We start from the raw sequence: 18,133 nt of genomic DNA, 5'->3' as shown, positions 1-18,133 counted from the left end.
GGGATGGCTGACGGGGAAGGCGATCCGGTGTTCGAGCAGAGGCTACTGATCGCCCGCCAACGGAGCGACCCCAACCGGAAATTGACCATCCGTTCCCGGTCACTGCCTGCGGCAAGTGCCCGTACGACCCCGCTGCGTCACGGCGCTGCGGCCAGTTCCGGCGGTTCGCACGGCACACGAACGGTCCGCCCCCTCCGTGCGGTGCGGAGGGGGCGGACCTTCGGCCGCGCGCCGGGCGGGGCGGGGCGATCGACCCTGGGGAGGTGATCCTTATTTGCCCGGCGCGCCGACCGGCTTGCCGTCGGGCGAGACGGCGTACCAGGTGCCGCCCACGCCCTGACCGTTGGTGTCTCCGGGGGCCTTGTCCCCGGAGAAGGTGTAGATCGGCCAGCAGTTGACCGACATCTGCTTGACGCCGTCGGGCCGGGTGAAGGGCATGAGCCCCTTCTTCTTCACGCCCTCGGTGTCGTCGGCCTTGACCGGGCCGACGGCCGGCCACTTCTCGAGGCAGGCACCGGTGCAGTTCGAGACGGACTTCGGCCAGGCCTGGTCCTTCAGGAAGCGGTAGACCGTCATGCCGTTCTTGTCCACGACGATGTCGCCCAGTCGGGGGTCCTTGCGCACGGACAGACCGGGCAGGTCGGACGTCTTGGCCTTCTTCCCGTCGGGGGCGAGGGCGAACCACTTGCCGCCGACGCCCTGGCCGTTGACGTCGCCGGAGTTGACGTCCTTGGCGTAGCGGTAGGCCGGCCAGCCGCCCACGGTGAGCTGCTTGGCGCCGTCGGCCCGGGTGACCTCGCCGAGCAGCGCCTTGTCGATCCCGGCCCCGGCGGTGGCGTCGTCCGCGGGCACCGGCGGCCAGGTGGTGGCGCAGTCGCCGGAGCAGTTCGACTTGGGCGGGTTGGCGGTGTCCTTGTCGAACCGGTAGAGGGTGAGACCGGATCCGTCCGTCAGCACATTGCCCAGGTCGGGGTTGGCGGCCACGGTCAGCTTGCCGGCGGGGGCGGCCGGGCTGGGGGAGGCAGAGCTCTGGTTGCCGTCGGCGCCGTAGCCGTTGCCGGCTTCCGTGCCCGCGCCCGGGCTGCCGTAGCCACCCGCCGCCGCCGTGGCGCCGACGTTCTGGGCCGCCGACGCGGGCGTCGTGGTGTTGTCCTGACCGCACGCCGTCGTCAGTGCCAGCACCGAAGCGGCCGTAGCCACCAGTGAGGCGGTCCGCCAGGAGGTCCTCATCGTCAACTCCCATAATTTGCCTTTATGTTGCAGCGCCCGGCTGCGCCGCCGCACGGCCATGGGTACGGGGCGAGAGGGTGGCAGCGTTCAACCCGGACGCGAATTTCTTTTCGCTCCCTCTGACGGGGCACCGGGGGCGGACGGCACGAAGGCGGTCGAACCAGCCACTTGCTGCGTTTCACCCTGTCAAACCATTGATGGCGTTTTGTCATCCCTTCGGATCAATCCCCGCACACCGCGGAGTACGACCCCGCTCCGAGCCTCATGATCTTCGTCGTGCAAGGACCCGAAGCGACCCGATGCGCGCCCGTCACACGGGCGTTGGCCCTGGTGGCATTGACCTGGGCCCTGGTGGGCTGCCCGGCCGGGACCGCGTCGGCCGACGCCTGTGCGTACGCCTCGACGGGCCCGGACGGCACGGTGGCGGTGGCCGTGGCGGGAGGGTACGGCCACTGGCCCGCGATCCCGCCCTGCCCGGAACCCACCCCGCCCCCGTGCCCGCCGACCCCCACCCCGACCCCGACGCCCACACCCGAGCCGACGCCCACACCCACGCCGACGCCAACCCCGCCACCGGAACCCACGCCCGAGCCGAGGCCGACACCCGATCTTCCGCCGAAGCCACGGCCACCCGCCCCGCCGCCCGCCCGGTCCGCCCCGGCGACACCCGCGCTCCCGCCCCCGCCCAGGCCCAGGCCCGTGCCCCCGCCCGCCCCGCCGCCGGCGCCGAAGCCCGCCCCGAAGCCGGCCCCGCGGCCCGCCGCGACTCCGGTGAGCTACCCGGCGTACCACCCGCGGCCGGCCCGCCACACGCCCCCCTCCCCCACCTCACCGGTCACCTACGTCCTGCTCATCACCGTGCCTGCGATCGTCGCCGTCGCGGCGCTGCGCCCGCGCTGACGCGCCGGCCGCTCACCTCTGGAGGCACCGTTGTCGGATTGGCTTGTTCTCGTCCTCGCCATGCTGGGGGCCTGCGCCGTCGTGGTCGTCATCACCCTCGTACGGCACCGGAGGGCTCCCGAGAACGAGGACCCCAGCGAGACCCCGGACGTCATCGAGTACATGACGATGTGGATCGGCGTCGTGTACGCGATCGTGCTCGGCCTGGCCATCGCGGGCGTGTGGGAGGCGCGCAGCGCCGCCCAGGACCACGTGCAGGCCGAGGCCCAGGCGCTGCACGAGATCTCCGAGCGGGTCCGGGTCTACCCGCCCGGCGTCCGCGACCGCATCCGCGCCGATGTCGACGCGTACGCCCGGTACGTGGTCACCACCGAGTGGAAGTCGATGACCGAGCGCGGGCAGGTCACCGAGCGCGGCGGCGCGCTGCTGACCCGAATCCGCCACGACGTGACGGACTACCAGCCGAGGAACGACTTCGAGGCGCAGGCGTACCAGCCGGTGCTGGACCAGATCTCCGCCGCCGACCAGGCGCGCAACGCGCGCGCCGACTCGACCGGCCCGACCATGCCGCCCGTCGTCTGGTGGGGGCTGATCAGCGGGGCGGTGATCACCATCGGCATGGTCTTCGCCCTGCAGATCCGGCGCACCGTGCGTGAGCTGGTGCTGGCCGGGCTGTTCTCCGCGACCATCGCCTTCATGCTCTTCCTCATCTGGGACTTCGACGCGCCCTACAGCCGGGGCATCGCGGCGACCGCCGAGCCGTTCCTCACCCTGATCCCGGGCGCCGGCGCGTAGCCCGCCGCGCCGGTCCGGACCGCCGCACCACCCGACTTCGCCCCGGCCGCACGACGGGACCGGAGCGAGGCGAGGGCCGTCCGGGGGCCGGGCACCAGTGGGGCCGCAGCCGTGAGGGGTCAGACGCGCTTGCCGGGCCGGCGGCGCAGCCAGAACGCGCCGCCCCCGAACACGGCGGCTGCGGCCACCAGCCCGCCGCCGATGGCCATGTCGGTCGGGGTGGCGCCGGTGGACCTGCTGCCGCCGAGACCGCCCTGGACACCGCCGAGCACGGTGAAGGCCGCCCGGCGGGTCAGCGTGCGGCCGTGGCAGTCGACCCTGATCTCGTACCGTCCGGGCCGGGCGTCGCGGTCGACGTGGGCGAGACCGCGCGAGACGCTGTCGCGGTCCGGCGTGAGGTGGACGGTGTGGAAGGCGCGCGACGACGCGGTGCCGCTGCGGCAGCCGTTCACGATCACGGTGAGCCGGCCGCCGGCGGGCAGGACGTCGGGCGAGGTGATGACGCGGCGGGCGTCGCCCTCGCCGAAGTCGCCGCCGTGCCCGAAGTCGTCGCCGCGGAACTCGTCGCCCCTGCCGTTGCCGAAGTCGACGTCGTGCCCGCGTCCGTTGCCCCGCCCGTTGCCAAAGTCGTCGTCGACCCGCCCGTTGCCCCTGCCGAAATCGTCGTCGCCCCGCCCGTTGCCCCGGTCGTTGTCGTTCCCGCGCCCATTCTCCCGGTCGTTGTCGTTCCCGTTCCCGTTCCCGGGGAAGTTGTCCGGGAAGTTCCCGTTCCCGGGGAAGTTCCCGTTACCGGGGAAGTTCCCGTTCCCGGGGAAGTTCCCGTTCCCGGGGAGGATTCCGTTCCCGGGGAGGACTCCGTTGAAGTTCCCGTTGCCGGTTCCGGGGATCACCACCGCACCGGTGTTCCCGGTGCCGGTGTTGCCCGATGTGCCGCCGCCGTTCCCGATGCCGTCCGCGACGGCCCCGGGGGCGGTGGCGAGCCCGAGCACGGCGACAGCAGCGCACGCGGCCCCCAGGGCACGTTGGTTTCGCATGTGATCCTCCGCAGGAGGCACCCCGGGTCCGGTCCCCGGGCGATCGGCGAGAAAGCACCTCCAGACAACACCCTCAGACGCCCGGAACACGCCCGCACTTCGAGAATGGTCCGTTCTGGTGATCGGACACGCCGACGGAAAACCACACAATCAGATATTCGCGCAGGTCACGGCGCATCAGAAAATATCTCCGGGCCGCAACTCGGATGGCGCACCGGCGAGGTGACGGGCCACCCGTTCGCCCGTCGCCCCGTCGCCCGTCCCCCGCATGGGACTTAGCGTTTTCCCATGCGTGAAGACGTGGTGACCGCCGTGTCGAGAGGGGATGGCGAATGTACGCGTCCATGGCGGCCGAACTCGCCGAACTGGCCGAAGAGGAGGAGCGGCGGCGCAGGCGCGCCCCCTGGGGCGTGGTGGCGCTGGTTCTGCTGACCGGTCTCGCGCTCATCCGCAACGGCTCCGGTGAGTTCGACACCGGCCCGCCGCAGCCCGCGTCGGCGGCGGCCGCGGACAGCCGGGCCACGCCGGACCAGGACCCGTCCGCCGTGACGGCCGCCGTCACCCCGCTGGGGTTCTCCCCGGTCGACCGGGTCCGGATCCCGGCGATCCGCGTCGACGCGCCGGTGCAGCCCGTCGGCCTGGACACCCAGGGCTGGGTGGGGGCTCCGCCACCGGAGAACCCCAATCTGGCGGGCTGGTTCACCGGTGCCGTGTCCCCCGGGGAGAAGGGCACCGCGGTGATCGTCGGGCATGTCGACAACCAGCAGGGGCCCGCCGTCTTCTACGGGCTCGGGGCCCTGAAGAAGGGCAACCGGGTCGAGGTCCGGCGCCAGGACGGGAAGACCGCCGTGTTCGAGATCTACGACGTGGAGGTCTTCGCCAAGAGCGGCTTCCCCGGCAACCGGGTGTACGGCTCGAAGGGCGACCCGGAGCTGCGGGTGATCACCTGCGGCGGCGGTTTCACCAAGCAGCACGGCTACGACGGCAACGTCGTCGTCTTCGCCCGCCTGGTGGCGGTGGAGTGAGCCGCCGCCGGACGGGCTGACGCCCGGTCAGGCGAGGCGCCTGGGCGGCACGGTGAGGTGGTAACCGGAGTCCAGGAGGTAAGGCAGGTACTCCCGGATCGCCTTCACGCTCTGCGACCGGTCGCCCCCGGCGTCGTGGGAGAGCACCACGACCCCGGGGGCGGCGCCGTTCTCCACCCGGTCGACGATGGTGCCGGTGCCGGGCGTCATCCAGTCGGTCGTGTCGACCGTCCAGGCCATCGGCTCCATGCCCAGCTCGGAACCGAGCTGGAAGGCGGCGCGGTTCCAGGCGCCGTAGGGCGCGCGGAACCACTGGGGGCGCTCGCCGTAGCTGTCCTCGATGGCGTCGCTGGTGCGCGCCATCTCGGAGCGGATCTCCTTGCGGCTGAGGCTGGTCAGCAGCGGATGCGTCCAGGTGTGGTTGCCGACCACGTGCCCCTCGTCGGCCATCCGGGCCAGCAGCTCCCGGTTGTCCACGACGCACTCCCCGCAGACGAAGAACATCGCCCGGACGTCGTACTTGGCCAGGGTGTCCAGGATGTGCGGGGTGTAGGCCGGATTGGGGCCGTCGTCGAACGTCAGCATCATCTGCCGGCCGCGTCCGGAGATGCGCAGGATGGGCTCGTGCCGCACCTTGGGCTTGCGGGGCGCGGCGCGCGGCGGGCCGTACCCGGTGAGCGGCTGGAGCCGGAAGGCCGAGGACTTGAGCTGCTGGCGGGCCTGCGGGCCCGCGACGGGTGCGGCGGTACGGGCCGGCTCCCCGCCGCCGGCCAGGACGATCCCCGCGGTGCCCGCGGCGCCCAGCGCGGCGGATCCGGCGAGCAGCATGCGGCGCCGTGTGAACAACTGATCCTTCTGCATGACTCATCAGTCGCCCGGCGCGCCACCGGCGCACCACAACGGCACCGGTGCGGCGGCGGTAATGCACCCGTACGGCGCAACGCGGGGCGCCCGGTGAACGGGCCTCAGGAGCGCCGCCGGCCGCGGCGCACCAGCGGGAAGGGCAGCGTCTCGCGGATCGTCAGGCCGGTGAGGAACATGACGAGCCGGTCGACGCCGAGGCCGAGGCCGCCGGTGGGCGGCATCCCGTACTCGAGGGCGTCGAGGAAGTCCTCGTCGAGCTCCATCGCCTCGGGGTCTCCCCCGGCGGCCAGCAGCGACTGCGCGGTCAGCCGGCGTCGCTGTTCGACGGGGTCGGTCAGCTCGGAGTAGGCGGTGCCCAGTTCGGTGCCGAAGGCGACGAGGTCCCAGCGTTCGGCGAGCCTGGGGTCGCTGCGGTGCTGCCGGGTGAGCGGGGAGACGTCGGTGGGGAAGTCCTTGTAGAAGGTGGGCAGCAGGGTGCGTTGCTCGACGAGCCGCTCGTACATCTCCAGGACGACGTCGCCCGGGCCGTCGTCGGCGGTGTACGGCACCCCGGCGCGGTCGCACAGCCGGTGCAGCCGCAGGAGTTCGGTGCCGGAGCCGATCTCCTCGTCCAGTTCCTCGGAGAGCGCGCCGTACACCGTCCTGACCGGCCAGTCGCCGGAGATGTCGTACTCCCTGCCGTCCCGGTGGACGACGGGGGCGCCGAGGGCGGCCCGGGCGGCGCCCTGGACCAGTTCTCTGGCCAGGCCGAGCATCACGTCGTAGTCGGCGTGCGCCTGGTAGGCCTCCAGCATCGTGAACTCGGGGTTGTGCTTGTGGGAGACGCCTTCGTTGCGGAAGGTGCGGCCCAGTTCGAACACCTTCTCCACGCCGCCGACGCACAGCCGCTTCAGGTACAGCTCCGGGGCGATGCGCAGGTACAGGTCGAGGTCGTAGGCGTTGGCGTGGGTGGTGAAGGGCCGGGCGTTGGCGCCGCCGTGGATCTGCTGGAGCACCGGCGTCTCCACCTCCAGGTAGCCGCGGTCCAGCAGGCCCTGGCGCAGCGCCTGCACGGCGGCCGAGCGGGCGCTCAGCACCCGGCGGGCGTCCGGCCGCGTGATCAGGTCGAGGTGCCGGCGGCGGACCCGGGCCTCGGGGTCGGTGAGCCCGTGGCGCTTGTCGGGCAGCGGGTGCAGGCACTTGCCGGTGAGCTGCCAGGAGCGGACGAAGACGGTGGGCTCGCCCTTGTCGCTGCGCCCCGCGTACCCGCTCGCGGTGATGTGGTCGCCGATGTCGGCGTCGGCCCGGAAGCGGTCGAGGGCGGGCCCGCAGCGGTCGCGGGTGAGGGCGAGCTGGTGGTCGCCCGACCAGTCGCGCAGCGCCACGAAGACGATGCCGCCGAAGTCGCGGACCAGCATGACGCGGCCGGCGACCGTGACGTCCTGCCCCTGCGGGACGCGGGCGAGGGCGTGCGTGGGCCGGGGCGTGCCGACCGGGTACGGGTCGGTGCCGGCGGCGCGCAGCCGGCCGAGGGTGCGGTGCCGGACGCGGACCTGGTCGGGCAGGCCCGCGTCCGGGGCGGCGGCCGCGGCCTCGTCCCCTCCGTCGAGGCCGAGCGCGCTCGAGGACGGCGGCCCCTCCATGGTGGCGGGCCGCCGCCCTGTCTCCGGGTGCCCCTTTCCGCGGAGTTTGCGCAAGGACGGTACGGATACGAAGCCCTCGGCGATGCCGGAGGCGAGGCCGATACGGGCGAGGGAGGCGGCTTCGCCGTAGCAGATGAAGCGCGGGTACCACTGCGGGTGGTACTTGGCGTTGGAGCGGTACAGGGCCTCCAGTTGCCACCACCGGGAGAAGAACAGCAGCAGCCGGCGCCACAGCCGCAGGACCGGTCCGGCGCCGATGCGGGCGCCCTCCTCGAAGGCGGACCGGAAGACGGCGAAGTTGAGGGAGATCCGGTGCACTCCCAGCTTGGGCGCGGCGGCGCACAGTTCGGCGACCATGAACTCCATCACCCCGTTGGGCGCGCCGCGGTCACGGCGCATCAGGTCCAGGGAGACCCCGTCGCGGCCCCAGGGCACGAAGGAGAGCAGCGCCAGCAGCCGGCCGTCGTCGCCGAGGGCCTCCACCAGCAGGCAGTCGCCGTCGGCTGCGTCGCCGAGCCGGTCCAGGGCCATGGAGAAGCCGCGCTCGGTCTCGGTGTCCCGCCAGGCGTCGGCCTTGGCGACGATCTCCTCCGTCTCCCGTTCGGTGAGCTGGGCGTGGCGGCGGACCCGGCAGGTGGCGCCGGTGCGGCGGACGCGGTGCACGGCCTGCCGGGTGACGCGCATGTCCCGGCCGTCCAGGTCGAACCCGGGTACGTGCAGGATCGCCTCGTCACCGAGCTGGAGGGCGCCGAGCCCGGCGCGGGCGTAGGCGCGGGCGCCGTCCTCCGAGGCGCCCATCACGGCGGGGGCCCAGGCGTGGCGGCGGGCCACGTCCAGCCAGGCGGCGATGGCGTGCGGCCAGGCCTCGGGGTCGCCGACCGGGTCGCCGCTGGCCAGGCACACGCCCACCTCGACGCGGTAGGTGACGGCGGCCTTGCCGCTGGCGGAGAAGACGACGGCCTTGTCCCGGCGGGTGGCGAAGTAGCCGAGCGAGTCCCGGTCGCCGTAGGCCCTCAGCAGGGCCCGGACGCGGTCCTCCTCGTCACCGTGCAGGGCCGCCTCGAGCCGTTGCGAACGGAACAGCGCGGCCGCCGCGTTCAGCAGGGCGAGCGCGCCGAACAGGCCGAGGACGAAGGTGACCCGGCGCGGCGGGCGGCCGTCGAAGGCGCTGTTGGCGACCAGCCCGCCGCACACCCGGTCAGCCGCCCAGGCCAGGTGCTGGCTCTGCGGGAGGGTGCCGGGGAACAGCGAGACCAGGCCCCAGCCCAGCAGGACGGCCACGGCGAGGCCGCCGAGCAGTACGCCCAGGGCCCGCCACACGGCGCCGTGGCGGGAGGCGGCGCAGAACTCCCCCCGGGCCACCACCAGCACGCCCAGCAGCAGGGCGCACAGCACCAGGGACGGCAGTGACTGGCCGTACAGGCCGAGGGCGAGTCCGAGGGCGTCGCTGAGCACCAGCAGGCCCAGGTAGACGACGACCAGCCACCAGGCGACCTTCTTGCGGGCGGCGGTGGCGCCGGCCAGCAGGAACAGGAAGACCGCGTAGGCGAGGTTGGCGCTGATCGGGATCAGGAGCAGGTCGAGGGCGCGCACGAGGGGGCGCAGCGCGCGGCGCAGCGGGGCGAAGAACGCGAGCAGGGCGCACAGCAGGCCGCACACGGCGAAGAAGGCCGCGAAGGCCTCGGGCACCCGCCCGAGGAGCCCGCCGGCGGCCGGGTCCCCCGGCCCTCCGGCAGCCCTCCGTGCGGCCGGCCCGGCGGTGGCAGTCATGGTTCCGACTCTAGGAAGGCCCCGGTCCCGCCGCCCGTCGAACGAACGCCGCCGCCGCGGGGCCCGGGGGTCGCGGCGGCGGCCGGCACGCGAGCGGGCGGCCGCCCCGGGGCGGCGCAGCGCCGGGCGGGGCGGGCGTGAACCCGTGCTTCGGGTGGAGGGGGTGCTTCCGATAGCCTCGGGCCGTGACGGAACAGCACGAACAGCACGCGCACCAGTTCGAGCGGGGTACCGACGGGCCCAAGGTCATCGTGGTCGGGGTGGACGGCTCCGACTCCTCGCTGCGCGCCGCCGCCTACGCGGGCGGCCTGGCCCGCCGGCAGCGCGCGCTGCTGGCCGTCGTGTACGTGCAGCCGGTGCTCGCGGCCGGAGCCGCGCTCGGCGCGCCGGTCGCGGAGACGACCGACGAGATCGCCGAGGACCTGGTGGCCTACATCCGGGAGGCGGCCGAGCGGGTACGGGGGATATTCGACATCCGGTGGGAGTTCCACACCTTCCGCGGCGACCCCTACAACGGCCTGGTGAAGGCTGCCGACGAACTCAAGGCGGACGCCGTGGTGGTGGGCGCCTCGGAGCAGGCAGGGCACCGCATCATCGGCTCGGTGGCGGTGCGGCTGGTGAAGGCGGGGCGCTGGCCGGTGACGGTCGTCCCGTAGCGGGCGCGGTGCCGGACGGGGCCGCGGCCGGGCGTGCCGCCGCCCGCCGGGGCGGGCCGGAGCGGGCCGGAGCGGCAGTGCGTGGCGTCTTCCGTACGTGACGCCGCTGAGCCATCATGATCCGCCGTCAGCCGTTTGCCGTCGGCGAAGAGGTGGATCGCGTGGCCAAGCTCCGAGCGGGTGAAGGGATTCTCCGCCGCAAACCCATCGAGCACATCGAGGAGACCGAGGTCGGCGGGGGCGCGGGAGCCCGGCTCGAGCGGTCGCTCGGCCTGTGGCAGCTCACCGCGATCGGGGTGGGCGGCATCATCGGGGCGGGCATCTTCACGCTGGCCGGAACGGTGGCCAACGAGACGGCCGGGCCCGCGGTGCTGGTGTCGTTCCTCATCGCCGGTGTCGCCAGCGCCTGCGCCGCGCTGTCGTACGCCGAGTTCGCGGGGCTGATCCCGAAGGCGGGTTCGGCGTACACCTACGGCTACGCGGTGCTCGGCGAGTTCGCGGGCTGGTTCATCGGCTGGGACCTGCTGCTGGAGTACACGGCGATCGTGGCGGTGGTCGCCATCGGCATCTCCGGCTACTTCAGCTTCCTGGTGGAGGAGATGGGCGCGAACCTGCCCGCCTGGATGCTGGGCGCGCCGGGTACCGGCCACGGGCACCGGGTGGACCTGTTCGCGGCCCTGCTGTGCCTGCTGATCGCCTGGCTGCTCAACCAGGGCATGCGCAGCGCCGCCCGGTTCGAGACCTTCGTGGTCGCGCTGAAGGTGCTGGTGGTGCTGCTGGTGATCGGGGTGGGCGTGTTCCACATCAGCACGGCGAACTACCACCCGTTCTTCCCGTTCGGCGTCAGCGGGGCGTTCACCGGCGCGGCGACCGTGTTCTTCGCGGTGTTCGGCTACGACGCCATGTCGACCGCCGCCGAGGAGTCGAAGGACGCGCAGCGGCACATGCCGAAGGCGATCATCTACTCGCTGGCGATCTCGATGGTGCTGTACGTGGCGGCCTGCCTGGTGCTCACGGGCATGCAGAACTACAAGGACATCGACCCGGAGAGCGGCTTCTCCACGGCGTTCAAGTCGGTCGGGCTCAGCGGGCTGGCCGACGTGATCGCGGTGGGCGCGATCATCGGCATCCTCACCGTGATGTTCACGTTCATGCTGGGCGTGACCCGGGTGTGGTTCTCCATGTCCCGGGACGGGCTGCTGCCCCGCTGGTTCGCCAAGACGCACCCGACCCGGCACGTGCCGACCCGGGTGACCTGGATCGTCGGAGCGGCGTCCGCGGTCATCGCCGGGTTCATCCCGATCGGCGAGGCGGCCGAGCTGACCAACATCGGCATCCTGCTGGCGTTCGTCGTGGTGTGCACGGCGGTGATCGTGCTGCGCTACCGGCAGCCGGACCTGCCGCGCACCTTCCGCACGCCGTGGATGCCCTTCCTGCCGGCGCTCGGAGTCCTCTTCTCCGTCTGGCTGATCACGTTCCTGCAGTGGCAGACCTGGGTGCGGTTCGCGGTGTGGTTCCTGGTCGGCTGCGTGATCTACTTCGGCTACTCCTACCGGCGCTCGGTGCTGGCCGGGCGCGGGCCGGCCGAGCGCGGCCCGGTGGGCTGATCAGTTCCCCATGAGCAGCCCGTCCCCGGCCGCCCCGCGGCTGAGGACCACGTCCCGGATGCGGTCGCGCACCCCCTCCAGCTCGGCGCCGCCGGCGATCGCCCGGCCGAGGTCGATCACCCGCCCGGCGTCGACGTCGTACATCAGCGGGACGAACTCGGCCTTGGTCACCCGCCAGCGGTCGCCGGGGGCGGCGGGCGGGGCGAAGGTGAACCGGGCGAGGGTGGACTCGTTGCCGCGCGAGTCCCGCACGCCCCTGTCGTTGAACATCTCACCGGCGATCTGGTCGCCGAGGCCGTAGACCACCCAGGTGCCGTTGACCTTCTCGTAGGCCTGCGGGACGTGGGCATGGGTGCCGAGGATCAGGTCGATGTCCGGGCGGCCGTTGGTCGTCGAGGCCGTCAGGGCCCGCGCCAGCCCGAGCTGGAGCCCGTCGGGGACGTCCTGCCACTCGGTGCCCCAGTGCGCGGAGACCACGACCACGTCGGCGCCGGCCAGCCGGGCGGCGCGGGCGTCGGAGACGATCCGGTCGGCGTCGAGCGGGTTGAGGGCCCAGGGCTGCCCGTCGGGGAGCGGCCGGCCGTCGGTGCCGTACGTGTACGACAGGTTCGCGATCCTGGCCAGTCCCGCCCGGTACAGGGTGACCGAGCGGGACTCGGCCTCGGTGCGGGCGGTGCCGGTGTGCCGCAGGCCGGCCCGGTCCAGGGTGTCCAGGGTGCGCAGGATGCCGGGGGCGCCGTCGTCGAGGGCGTGCTCGGACGCGGTGGCGCAGCCGTCGTAGCCGGTCGCGGCGAGGCCGGCGGCGAGCTGCGGCGGGGAGGCGGTTGCGGGGTCCACGCCGTCGCCGGTGACGGTCTCCAGGTGGCACAGCGCCAAGTCGGCCCCGTGGACGAGGGGTTCCACGCCGGAGAGCATCGGGCGGTAGTCGTGGCCGCGGCCGCCGGCGTCGTAGCCCGCCCGCTCGGCGACCGAGCGGTCCGGGAGCACGTCACCGGTGGCGACGAGGGTGACCGCGCGGGCGGCGGGCGGCGCCGGGCGGCCCGCCGCGACGGGCTCGCGCCGCTCCTGGTTCAGGCAGGCGGCCCCGGCGGCGAGCAGGGCGGTCAGCGCCAGCGCCACCTGATGCCTGCGTGCGATCATCGATTCACCCCAGCATCGTCGTCACTGCGGACTTCTCGTTCACCGGCAAAGCCATGACGGGCATATGGGTATGAATCCCGCGCCCGGCGCAAACGGACGGGCGGCCGGAATTAGCCCATCCGGTGCCGCCCGCGCCGGTGCGCGCACCGCTCGCGCGACCGCTCACCGACGCGATCGGACCGTCCGCCGCAGAGCGGCGCGCGCCCCCTGTCCCCCGGCGGCGCCCTGCGCTGCCATACGGCCATGACGGCCGGAACCTCACTTCCCCACGGGACGACGACCGCCGAGCACGAGCTCGCCGCACTCCAGCGCGAGCACGGCGGCCCCCTCTTCGCGCTGCTGCTGAGGCTGAGCGACGGAGACCGGCAGCGTGCCGAGGACCTCGTGCAGGAGACCCTGGTACGCGCCTGGCAGCATCCGGAGGCCCTGCACGCGGCCGACTTCGACTCGGTACGGCCCTGGCTGCTGACCGTCGCCCGCAGGCTCGCGATCGACGCGCGGCGGGCCCGGCAGGCGCGGCCGCCGGAGATCGGCGACGAGGTGCCGGAGAACGCGCGGGTGACCGCCGACCACGCCGAACGGGCCACCGCCGCGCTCGACGTCCGGGAGGCTGTGAAGACACTCACGCCGGAACACCGTGACGTACTGGTACTCGTGTACTTCCGCGGGGCCAGTGTGGCGGAGGCCGCGCGGATCCTCGGCATTCCGCCCGGTACCGTGAAATCCCGCGCGTACTACGCGCTGCGCGCCCTGCGCCGGGTCCTTCCGGGTTATGCGGCCGACCTGCGGTGAAACCGGCTGCCGGGTCAAGCCTCGGTAAAGCGCCTTGCTGAGACCCCCGTTCGGGCCATGAGCTGTCCTCATCCGCGTTTCCGGAGGGGGCCGGGCCCTGGCCGGTCCGGGATTCGGGCGACGCGCACGCACCGGAGGAAGGCAGGAAGGGATGCGGCACCGAGGTCACGAGAGCACCGACGGCGGCGACGGCACCGGCGGCGGTGAACCGGCCGTCCCGATGGCCTGGTTCTACGCGGAGTACATCGCCGACGAGCTGCTGCGCACCGGCGATCTGATGCCGCCGACGTCCTTCGAGTTCCGGGCCGGGCGGGACGCCCTGGCGCTGACCGTCTTCCTCTCCGACACCGACGGCGAGCTCTCCGGCATCCGGGTGATCTCGCAGCTGGAGAACTGGCTGTCGCTGACGGCGTACGACCAGGCGTGGCAGGAGTGGGTGGGCCGGCGGATGGCCGAGCTGGCCGCCGGGGAGTCCGCGGCCGCCGCGCCCTCGCCGGACCTGGCGCTCGCCGCCGAGGCCTGGCGCTGGCTGGAGGAGACCGAGCTGCTCGCGCCCGACCTGGACGCGGTGCCGGGCGGCGGCGCGGTGTCCGGCGAGGACGACGGGCCGAAGGTGTGGACCCCCGCCTGGCGGCTCGGACTGCCCCTCGGCCATCTCGCCATCCACCTGTTCTGAAGGCCCCGGCCGACGCCCTGACCTCCGCTTCGGCCGGCTACGAGATTTTCCGGAAATCGCACCAATCCGCGGGGCGCGCCGCTACGAATCTCTTGGTCACGATTCGGTGCGCGCCTTGAGTGATTCGGTTGTCCGCTGCGTACGGGTGGGAGCAAGGAGTAACCCCACCCGCACCCATCGGCACGAGGATTCGGCATGAGGTCCCTGGAACGGCATCGCGACGTCGGCGCGTACGCGCTCGGCGTGCTGGACGAGGCGGAGGCCTTCCGCTTCGAGGACCACCTCATGGAGTGCCCCCGGTGCGCGGCACAGGTGACCGAATTCGGTCCCGCCGCACGGCAGTTGATGCTGTACCGCCGGGCCACGCCGCGCTTCGTGCAGCCCGTGGCGCAGCCCGGCCCCCGGCTGCTGGAGCGGCTCCTGGGCGAACTGGCGCTCCGGCACCGCGTCCGGCACCGCCGCCTCCTGTACGGCCTGGCGGCCTCGGTGGTGCTGGCGGTGGCCGGACCGGGGGTCGTGCTGCACGCCGCGCACGGCGCTCCCGCCGCCCGGGTGACCGCGGCGACCGACCCGGGCACCGGGGTATGGGCTCAGGTGACCACGGAGGACGGGGACCTGGGCAGCCGGATGCGGCTGGACGTGAAGGACGGCTCGGGGCCGCACTCCTGCCGGCTCGTGGTCGTCGGCCGCGACGGCTCGGAGCAGACGGTCTCCGGCTGGACGGTGGGCGCCCGCGACAGCGGGACGACCACGACCATGGCCGGCTCCTCGATGCGTCCGGACCAGATCGCCCGCTACGACGTGCGCACCGCGGACGGACAGCCGCTGGTGTCGCTCACCCCCCGGTAGGCGCGGCGCCCCGGGCGACGGGGCCGCCGGGCGCACGCCGACCGCGACGGCCGCGCGTGCCGTTCCGCCGGGCGGGCCGGGCGGGCCGGGCGGGTCTCACTTCAGCAGCCGGGAGAGCCTGCGGTCGGCCAGCGGCTTGCCGCCCGTCTGGCAGGTCGGGCAGTACTGGAGCGAGGAGTCGCTGAAGGACACCTCGCGGATGGTGTCGCCGCAGACCGGACAGGGCTCGCCGGTGCGGCCGTGCACCCGCAGACCGCTCCTCTTCTCCGCTTTCAGCCGTCCGGCGGCGATGCCGCGCGAGCGCTCGACCGCCTCGGCGAGGGTGCCGCGCAGGGCCTCGTGGAGCCGCCGGATCTCCTGCGGGGTCAGGGACGCGGCGAGCTTGAACGGGGACATCCTGGCGGCGTGCAGGATCTCGTCGCTGTAGGCGTTGCCCACGCCCGCGATCAGGGACTGGTCGCGCAGCGCGCCCTTGAGCTGCCGTCTCTCGTCCTTCAGCAGGGCTGCGAGCCGGCCGGCGTCGAAGTCCGGGGCAAGCGGGTCGGGGCCGAGCCGGGCGAGGCCCGGGACCTCCTCCGGATCGTGCACGACGTAGACCGCGAGGCGTTTCTGGGTGCCGGCCTCGGTGAGGTCGAAGCCCTCGCCCGTCTCCAGCGCGACGCGCAGCGCGAGCGGGCCCTTGCCCGGCCGGGGCGGGCCGTCGGGCAGCCGGTCCCGCCACTGCAGCCAGCCGGCGCGGGCCAGGTGGGTCACCAGGTGCAGCCCGTCGCCCGTGGCCAGATCGAGGAACTTGCCGTACCGCCGCACGGCCGTGACCTCGCTGCCCTCGATCGCGGTGACCGGGGGCTCGTACGTCTTCAGGACGCTGACGGCGACCGGGAGCACCCGCACCACCCGGCGGCCGACCAGGTGCTCGGTGAGGAAGTCCTTCAGCGCTTCTACCTCGGGCAGTTCCGGCATGGTTCCAGGGTGCCATCCGGCGTCCGCGGCGCCACACCGGTCAGGCGGCCGGCCGCCGCGGCACCCGGAACTCGCCCCACACGGCCTTGCCGCCGCCGCGCGCCTCCACACCCCACACGTCGGCGAGCCGGTCGACCAGGAGCAGCCCGCGGCCGGAGACGCCGTCCTCCCCCGCGTCGCGGCGGCGCGGCAGGGCGCTGGAGGAGTCCTCCACCTCGACCCGCAGCCGCCGGTCGCTGCCATCCAGGGCCCGGAGGGTGACGATCGCGGCGCCCTCGGTGTGCATGAGGGCGTTGGTGATCAGTTCGTCGGCGACCAGCTCGATGTCGTCGGCCCGCTCCCGTGCGCCCCAGCCCCGGACGGCGGCGCGGATCAGGTGCCGGGCCTGGCTGAGCGCCTCGGGGTCGCCGGGCGCCACGTGCTGCTGGAACCGGCCGCCGGTCCGCCGGGCCTCCGGGGCGCGGCGGCGCAGCAGGAGCAGGGCCACGTCGTCGTCGCCGCCGCGTGCCTCGGCCGCCGCTATCAGCCGGTTGGCGAGCGCGCGCACGTCCTCGGGGCCCTCGGCGATGAGGGCGGTCAGGGCGCGCACGCCGTCGTCGAGATCGACGCCGGGCTGCTCGACGAGCCCGTCGGTGCACAGCAGCAGGGTGTCGCACGGGTCGAGTTCGAGGGTGCAGACGGGGTACTCCAGCCGGCCGAACTCGGCGGACAGCCCGAGCGGCAGGCCGCCCTCCACCGGGACGCGGCGGCAGGTCCCGTCGGCGTACCGGACCAGCGGGTCGATGTGCCCGGCGCGGACCACCTGGACGACGCCGGTGGACAGGTCGGCCTCGGCGTACAGGCAGGTGGCGAAGCGGTCGGTGTCGAGGTCGCGCAGGAAGACGGAGGCACGGGCCATGACGGTGGCCGGGGTGTGGCCCTCGGCGGCGTAGGCGCGCAGCACGATCCGGAGCTGGCCCATCACGGCGGCAGCGTGCGTGTCGTGGCCCTGGACGTCGCCGATCACCGCGCCGACCCGGCCCCCGGGCAGCGGGATCAGGTCGTACCAGTCGCCGCCGATGTCCCGGCCGAGGGCGCCGCCGACGGCGGCGGCTCGATAGCGGACGGCCACGTCGGCGCCGGGCACGCTGGGGATGGTGCGGGGCAGCATGGCCTGCTGCAGGCCCTGGGCGAGGTCCTTCTCCTGCTCGTAGAGCATGGCCCGCTGCAGGCTCTGCGCGATGCTGCTGCCGAGCGCGACGAGCACGTTGCGCTCCTGCGGGGAGAAGCCGCGCCGGTCGTCGTAGAGCAGGCCCATCGCGCCGATCGGGCGGGCCTGGGCGATCAGCGGCAGGTAGGCGGCGGAGGTGATCCGCAGGCCGGTGATGTGCGACCACAGCGTCGGGAAGCGCTCGGCGAACTCCTCCGGTGACTCGATGAAGCACGGGCTGAGGGTCCGCACCGCCTCGCTCATCGGGTAGGGCTCGTCCGTGCGGGTGACCCGGGTGCCGGGCACGAAGCTGCCCGCGGGGCCCTCCGCGACCAGCCGGATGCGGCCCGCCTCGACCAGCCCGAGGACCATGCTCCTGGAGCCGAGCAGGGTCAGGCCGTGGGTGTCGGTGACGACGTCGATGACGTCCTGGACGGTGCGGGCGTGGGCGAGGGCGGCGGTGGCGATCTGGACGACGTCGGTCTGGTCGCGCCGGGCGGCGTCCGGCGCGGCGGAGTCGAGGCTGCCCGCGCTCTCGCTCTCCACCAGTTCCGCGGTGGCGTCCCGGACGATCCCGATGATGCGGCGCGGGCGGCCGGTCTCGTCCCGCCGTATGAAGCCCTGGGTGTGGGTCCAGCGCAGGCTGCCGTCACGGCGTCGGAGGCGGAAGTACGCGCCGTAGTTCTCCCGGCCTTCCTTGATGGCCAGGGCCACCAGCGTGTCCAGCCGGTGCGCCTCGGCGGGCGGCACCCGCACGGAGAGCGTCCCGGGATTGCCGTCGTACTCGTCGGGGCGCATGTCGAAGACCTCGTGCGCCTGGGCGTCCATGCTGAACAGACCGGTGTCCAGGTCCCAGTCGAAGCTGCCCATGTTGTTGAGCGCCAGGACCGGGTCCGGGTGGGCGGGCCAGTCCTCCGGGAGGGACGGGGCGCTCGCTCCCCGATCAGCCATGCGCCCACCTTGCCAGCATTTGCATGATTCTTCGAGCGGGCGTGCGCGGCCCGCCGCACCCGGCCGTGTTACG

At 73.6% G+C, this 18,133-nt stretch carries 15 protein-coding genes; 8 read left to right on the top strand and 7 right to left on the bottom strand.

The window, feature by feature from the left end; genetic code table 11:
• Positions 1-270 precede the first annotated feature (270 nt).
• Entirely contained in the window at positions 271-1,230 is a 960-nt protein-coding gene (locus ACFQ9Z_RS10905) for an SCO0930 family lipoprotein (RefSeq protein ID WP_383014197.1), read from the bottom strand.
• A 771-nt stretch (positions 1,231-2,001) separates the two neighbouring features.
• On the opposite strand from ACFQ9Z_RS10905, the gene ACFQ9Z_RS10900 reads away from it, so the two are divergent.
• Together ACFQ9Z_RS10900 and ACFQ9Z_RS10895 are read left to right on the top strand one after the other, a co-directional pair.
• Positions 2,002-2,130, top strand: a complete 129-nt coding sequence (locus tag ACFQ9Z_RS10900; protein WP_268894180.1) for a hypothetical protein — start codon at positions 2,002-2,004, stop codon at positions 2,128-2,130.
• A 30-nt stretch (positions 2,131-2,160) separates the two neighbouring features.
• Entirely contained in the window at positions 2,161-2,925 is a 765-nt protein-coding gene (locus ACFQ9Z_RS10895; RefSeq protein WP_383014194.1) for a hypothetical protein, read from the top strand.
• A gap of 119 nt (positions 2,926-3,044) precedes the next feature.
• Here ACFQ9Z_RS10895 and ACFQ9Z_RS10890 read toward each other — a convergent pair whose 3' ends face one another.
• Positions 3,045-3,959 (bottom strand): hypothetical protein, encoded by a 915-nt coding sequence (locus tag ACFQ9Z_RS10890; RefSeq protein WP_383014191.1) that lies wholly within the window; start codon positions 3,957-3,959, stop codon positions 3,045-3,047.
• A 332-nt stretch (positions 3,960-4,291) separates the two neighbouring features.
• On the opposite strand from ACFQ9Z_RS10890, the gene ACFQ9Z_RS10885 reads away from it, so the two are divergent.
• Positions 4,292-4,984, top strand: a complete 693-nt coding sequence (locus ACFQ9Z_RS10885) for a class F sortase (RefSeq protein ID WP_383014188.1) — start codon at positions 4,292-4,294, stop codon at positions 4,982-4,984.
• A gap of 27 nt (positions 4,985-5,011) precedes the next feature.
• Here the strand turns inward: ACFQ9Z_RS10885 and ACFQ9Z_RS10880 are convergent, their stop codons facing one another.
• Together ACFQ9Z_RS10880 and lysX are read right to left on the bottom strand one after the other, a co-directional pair.
• A complete protein-coding gene (locus ACFQ9Z_RS10880; RefSeq protein WP_383014185.1) occupies positions 5,012-5,845 on the bottom strand; it encodes a polysaccharide deacetylase family protein in 834 nt (277 codons plus the stop codon).
• A gap of 104 nt (positions 5,846-5,949) precedes the next feature.
• Complete coding sequence (gene lysX / locus ACFQ9Z_RS10875) at positions 5,950-9,240, bottom strand: bifunctional lysylphosphatidylglycerol synthetase/lysine--tRNA ligase LysX (protein WP_383014182.1); 3,291 nt, start codon at positions 9,238-9,240, stop codon at positions 5,950-5,952.
• A gap of 185 nt (positions 9,241-9,425) precedes the next feature.
• Here lysX and ACFQ9Z_RS10870 point away from each other — a divergent pair, with 185 nt between their 5' ends.
• Positions 9,426-9,896, top strand: coding sequence for a universal stress protein (locus ACFQ9Z_RS10870; RefSeq protein ID WP_199212949.1), 471 nt, complete (start codon positions 9,426-9,428; stop codon positions 9,894-9,896).
• A 161-nt stretch (positions 9,897-10,057) separates the two neighbouring features.
• A complete protein-coding gene (locus tag ACFQ9Z_RS10865; protein WP_383014177.1) occupies positions 10,058-11,503 on the top strand; it encodes an amino acid permease in 1,446 nt (481 codons plus the stop codon).
• On the opposite strand, the gene ACFQ9Z_RS10860 is transcribed toward ACFQ9Z_RS10865, so the two are convergent.
• On the bottom strand, positions 11,504-12,643 hold the full coding sequence (locus tag ACFQ9Z_RS10860) for a CapA family protein (protein WP_383014174.1): 1,140 nt from the start codon (positions 12,641-12,643) through the stop codon (positions 11,504-11,506).
• Between the two features lie 243 nt (positions 12,644-12,886).
• Here ACFQ9Z_RS10860 and ACFQ9Z_RS10855 point away from each other — a divergent pair, with 243 nt between their 5' ends.
• From ACFQ9Z_RS10855 to ACFQ9Z_RS10845, 3 genes are all read left to right on the top strand, one after another.
• Entirely contained in the window at positions 12,887-13,435 is a 549-nt protein-coding gene (locus ACFQ9Z_RS10855; protein WP_383014171.1) for a sigma-70 family RNA polymerase sigma factor, read from the top strand.
• A gap of 151 nt (positions 13,436-13,586) precedes the next feature.
• Positions 13,587-14,111: a hypothetical protein gene (locus ACFQ9Z_RS10850; RefSeq protein WP_383014168.1), complete on the top strand. Its 525-nt coding sequence runs from the start codon at positions 13,587-13,589 to the stop codon at positions 14,109-14,111.
• A 195-nt stretch (positions 14,112-14,306) separates the two neighbouring features.
• A complete protein-coding gene (locus tag ACFQ9Z_RS10845) occupies positions 14,307-14,960 on the top strand; it encodes a zf-HC2 domain-containing protein (protein WP_383014165.1) in 654 nt (217 codons plus the stop codon).
• 96 nt (positions 14,961-15,056) lie between these two features.
• On the opposite strand, the gene ACFQ9Z_RS10840 is transcribed toward ACFQ9Z_RS10845, so the two are convergent.
• A complete protein-coding gene (locus ACFQ9Z_RS10840; RefSeq protein WP_383014162.1) occupies positions 15,057-15,920 on the bottom strand; it encodes an Fpg/Nei family DNA glycosylase in 864 nt (287 codons plus the stop codon).
• Between the two features lie 40 nt (positions 15,921-15,960).
• Positions 15,961-18,060, bottom strand: coding sequence for a SpoIIE family protein phosphatase (locus tag ACFQ9Z_RS10835; protein WP_383014159.1), 2,100 nt, complete (start codon positions 18,058-18,060; stop codon positions 15,961-15,963).
• Positions 18,061-18,133 lie beyond the last annotated feature (73 nt).

Source organism: Streptomyces sp. NPDC056580 (assembly GCF_042793175.1).
GTDB lineage: Bacteria > Actinomycetota > Actinomycetes > Streptomycetales > Streptomycetaceae > Streptomyces.
The sequence above is the reverse complement of the archived record's forward strand: the minus strand, read 5'-3'. Positions and strand labels throughout refer to the sequence as shown.

Bases quoted from the DNA above. Each gene is read 5' to 3' on its own strand.
- ACFQ9Z_RS10850 (WP_383014168.1), top strand. From the start codon at position 13,587: ATGCGGCACCGAGGTCACGAGAGCACCGACGGCGGCGACGGCACCGGC.
- ACFQ9Z_RS10840 (WP_383014162.1), bottom strand. From the start codon at position 15,920: ATGCCGGAACTGCCCGAGGTAGAAGCGCTGAAGGACTTCCTCACCGAG.
- lysX (WP_383014182.1), bottom strand. From the start codon at position 9,240: ATGACTGCCACCGCCGGGCCGGCCGCACGGAGGGCTGCCGGAGGGCCG.
- ACFQ9Z_RS10885 (WP_383014188.1), top strand. From the start codon at position 4,292: ATGTACGCGTCCATGGCGGCCGAACTCGCCGAACTGGCCGAAGAGGAG.
- ACFQ9Z_RS10860 (WP_383014174.1), bottom strand. From the start codon at position 12,643: ATGATCGCACGCAGGCATCAGGTGGCGCTGGCGCTGACCGCCCTGCTC.
- ACFQ9Z_RS10845 (WP_383014165.1), top strand. From the start codon at position 14,307: ATGAGGTCCCTGGAACGGCATCGCGACGTCGGCGCGTACGCGCTCGGC.
- ACFQ9Z_RS10880 (WP_383014185.1), bottom strand. From the start codon at position 5,845: ATGCAGAAGGATCAGTTGTTCACACGGCGCCGCATGCTGCTCGCCGGA.
- ACFQ9Z_RS10835 (WP_383014159.1), bottom strand. From the start codon at position 18,060: ATGGCTGATCGGGGAGCGAGCGCCCCGTCCCTCCCGGAGGACTGGCCC.
- ACFQ9Z_RS10890 (WP_383014191.1), bottom strand. From the start codon at position 3,959: ATGCGAAACCAACGTGCCCTGGGGGCCGCGTGCGCTGCTGTCGCCGTG.
- ACFQ9Z_RS10905 (WP_383014197.1), bottom strand. From the start codon at position 1,230: ATGAGGACCTCCTGGCGGACCGCCTCACTGGTGGCTACGGCCGCTTCG.
- ACFQ9Z_RS10855 (WP_383014171.1), top strand. From the start codon at position 12,887: ATGACGGCCGGAACCTCACTTCCCCACGGGACGACGACCGCCGAGCAC.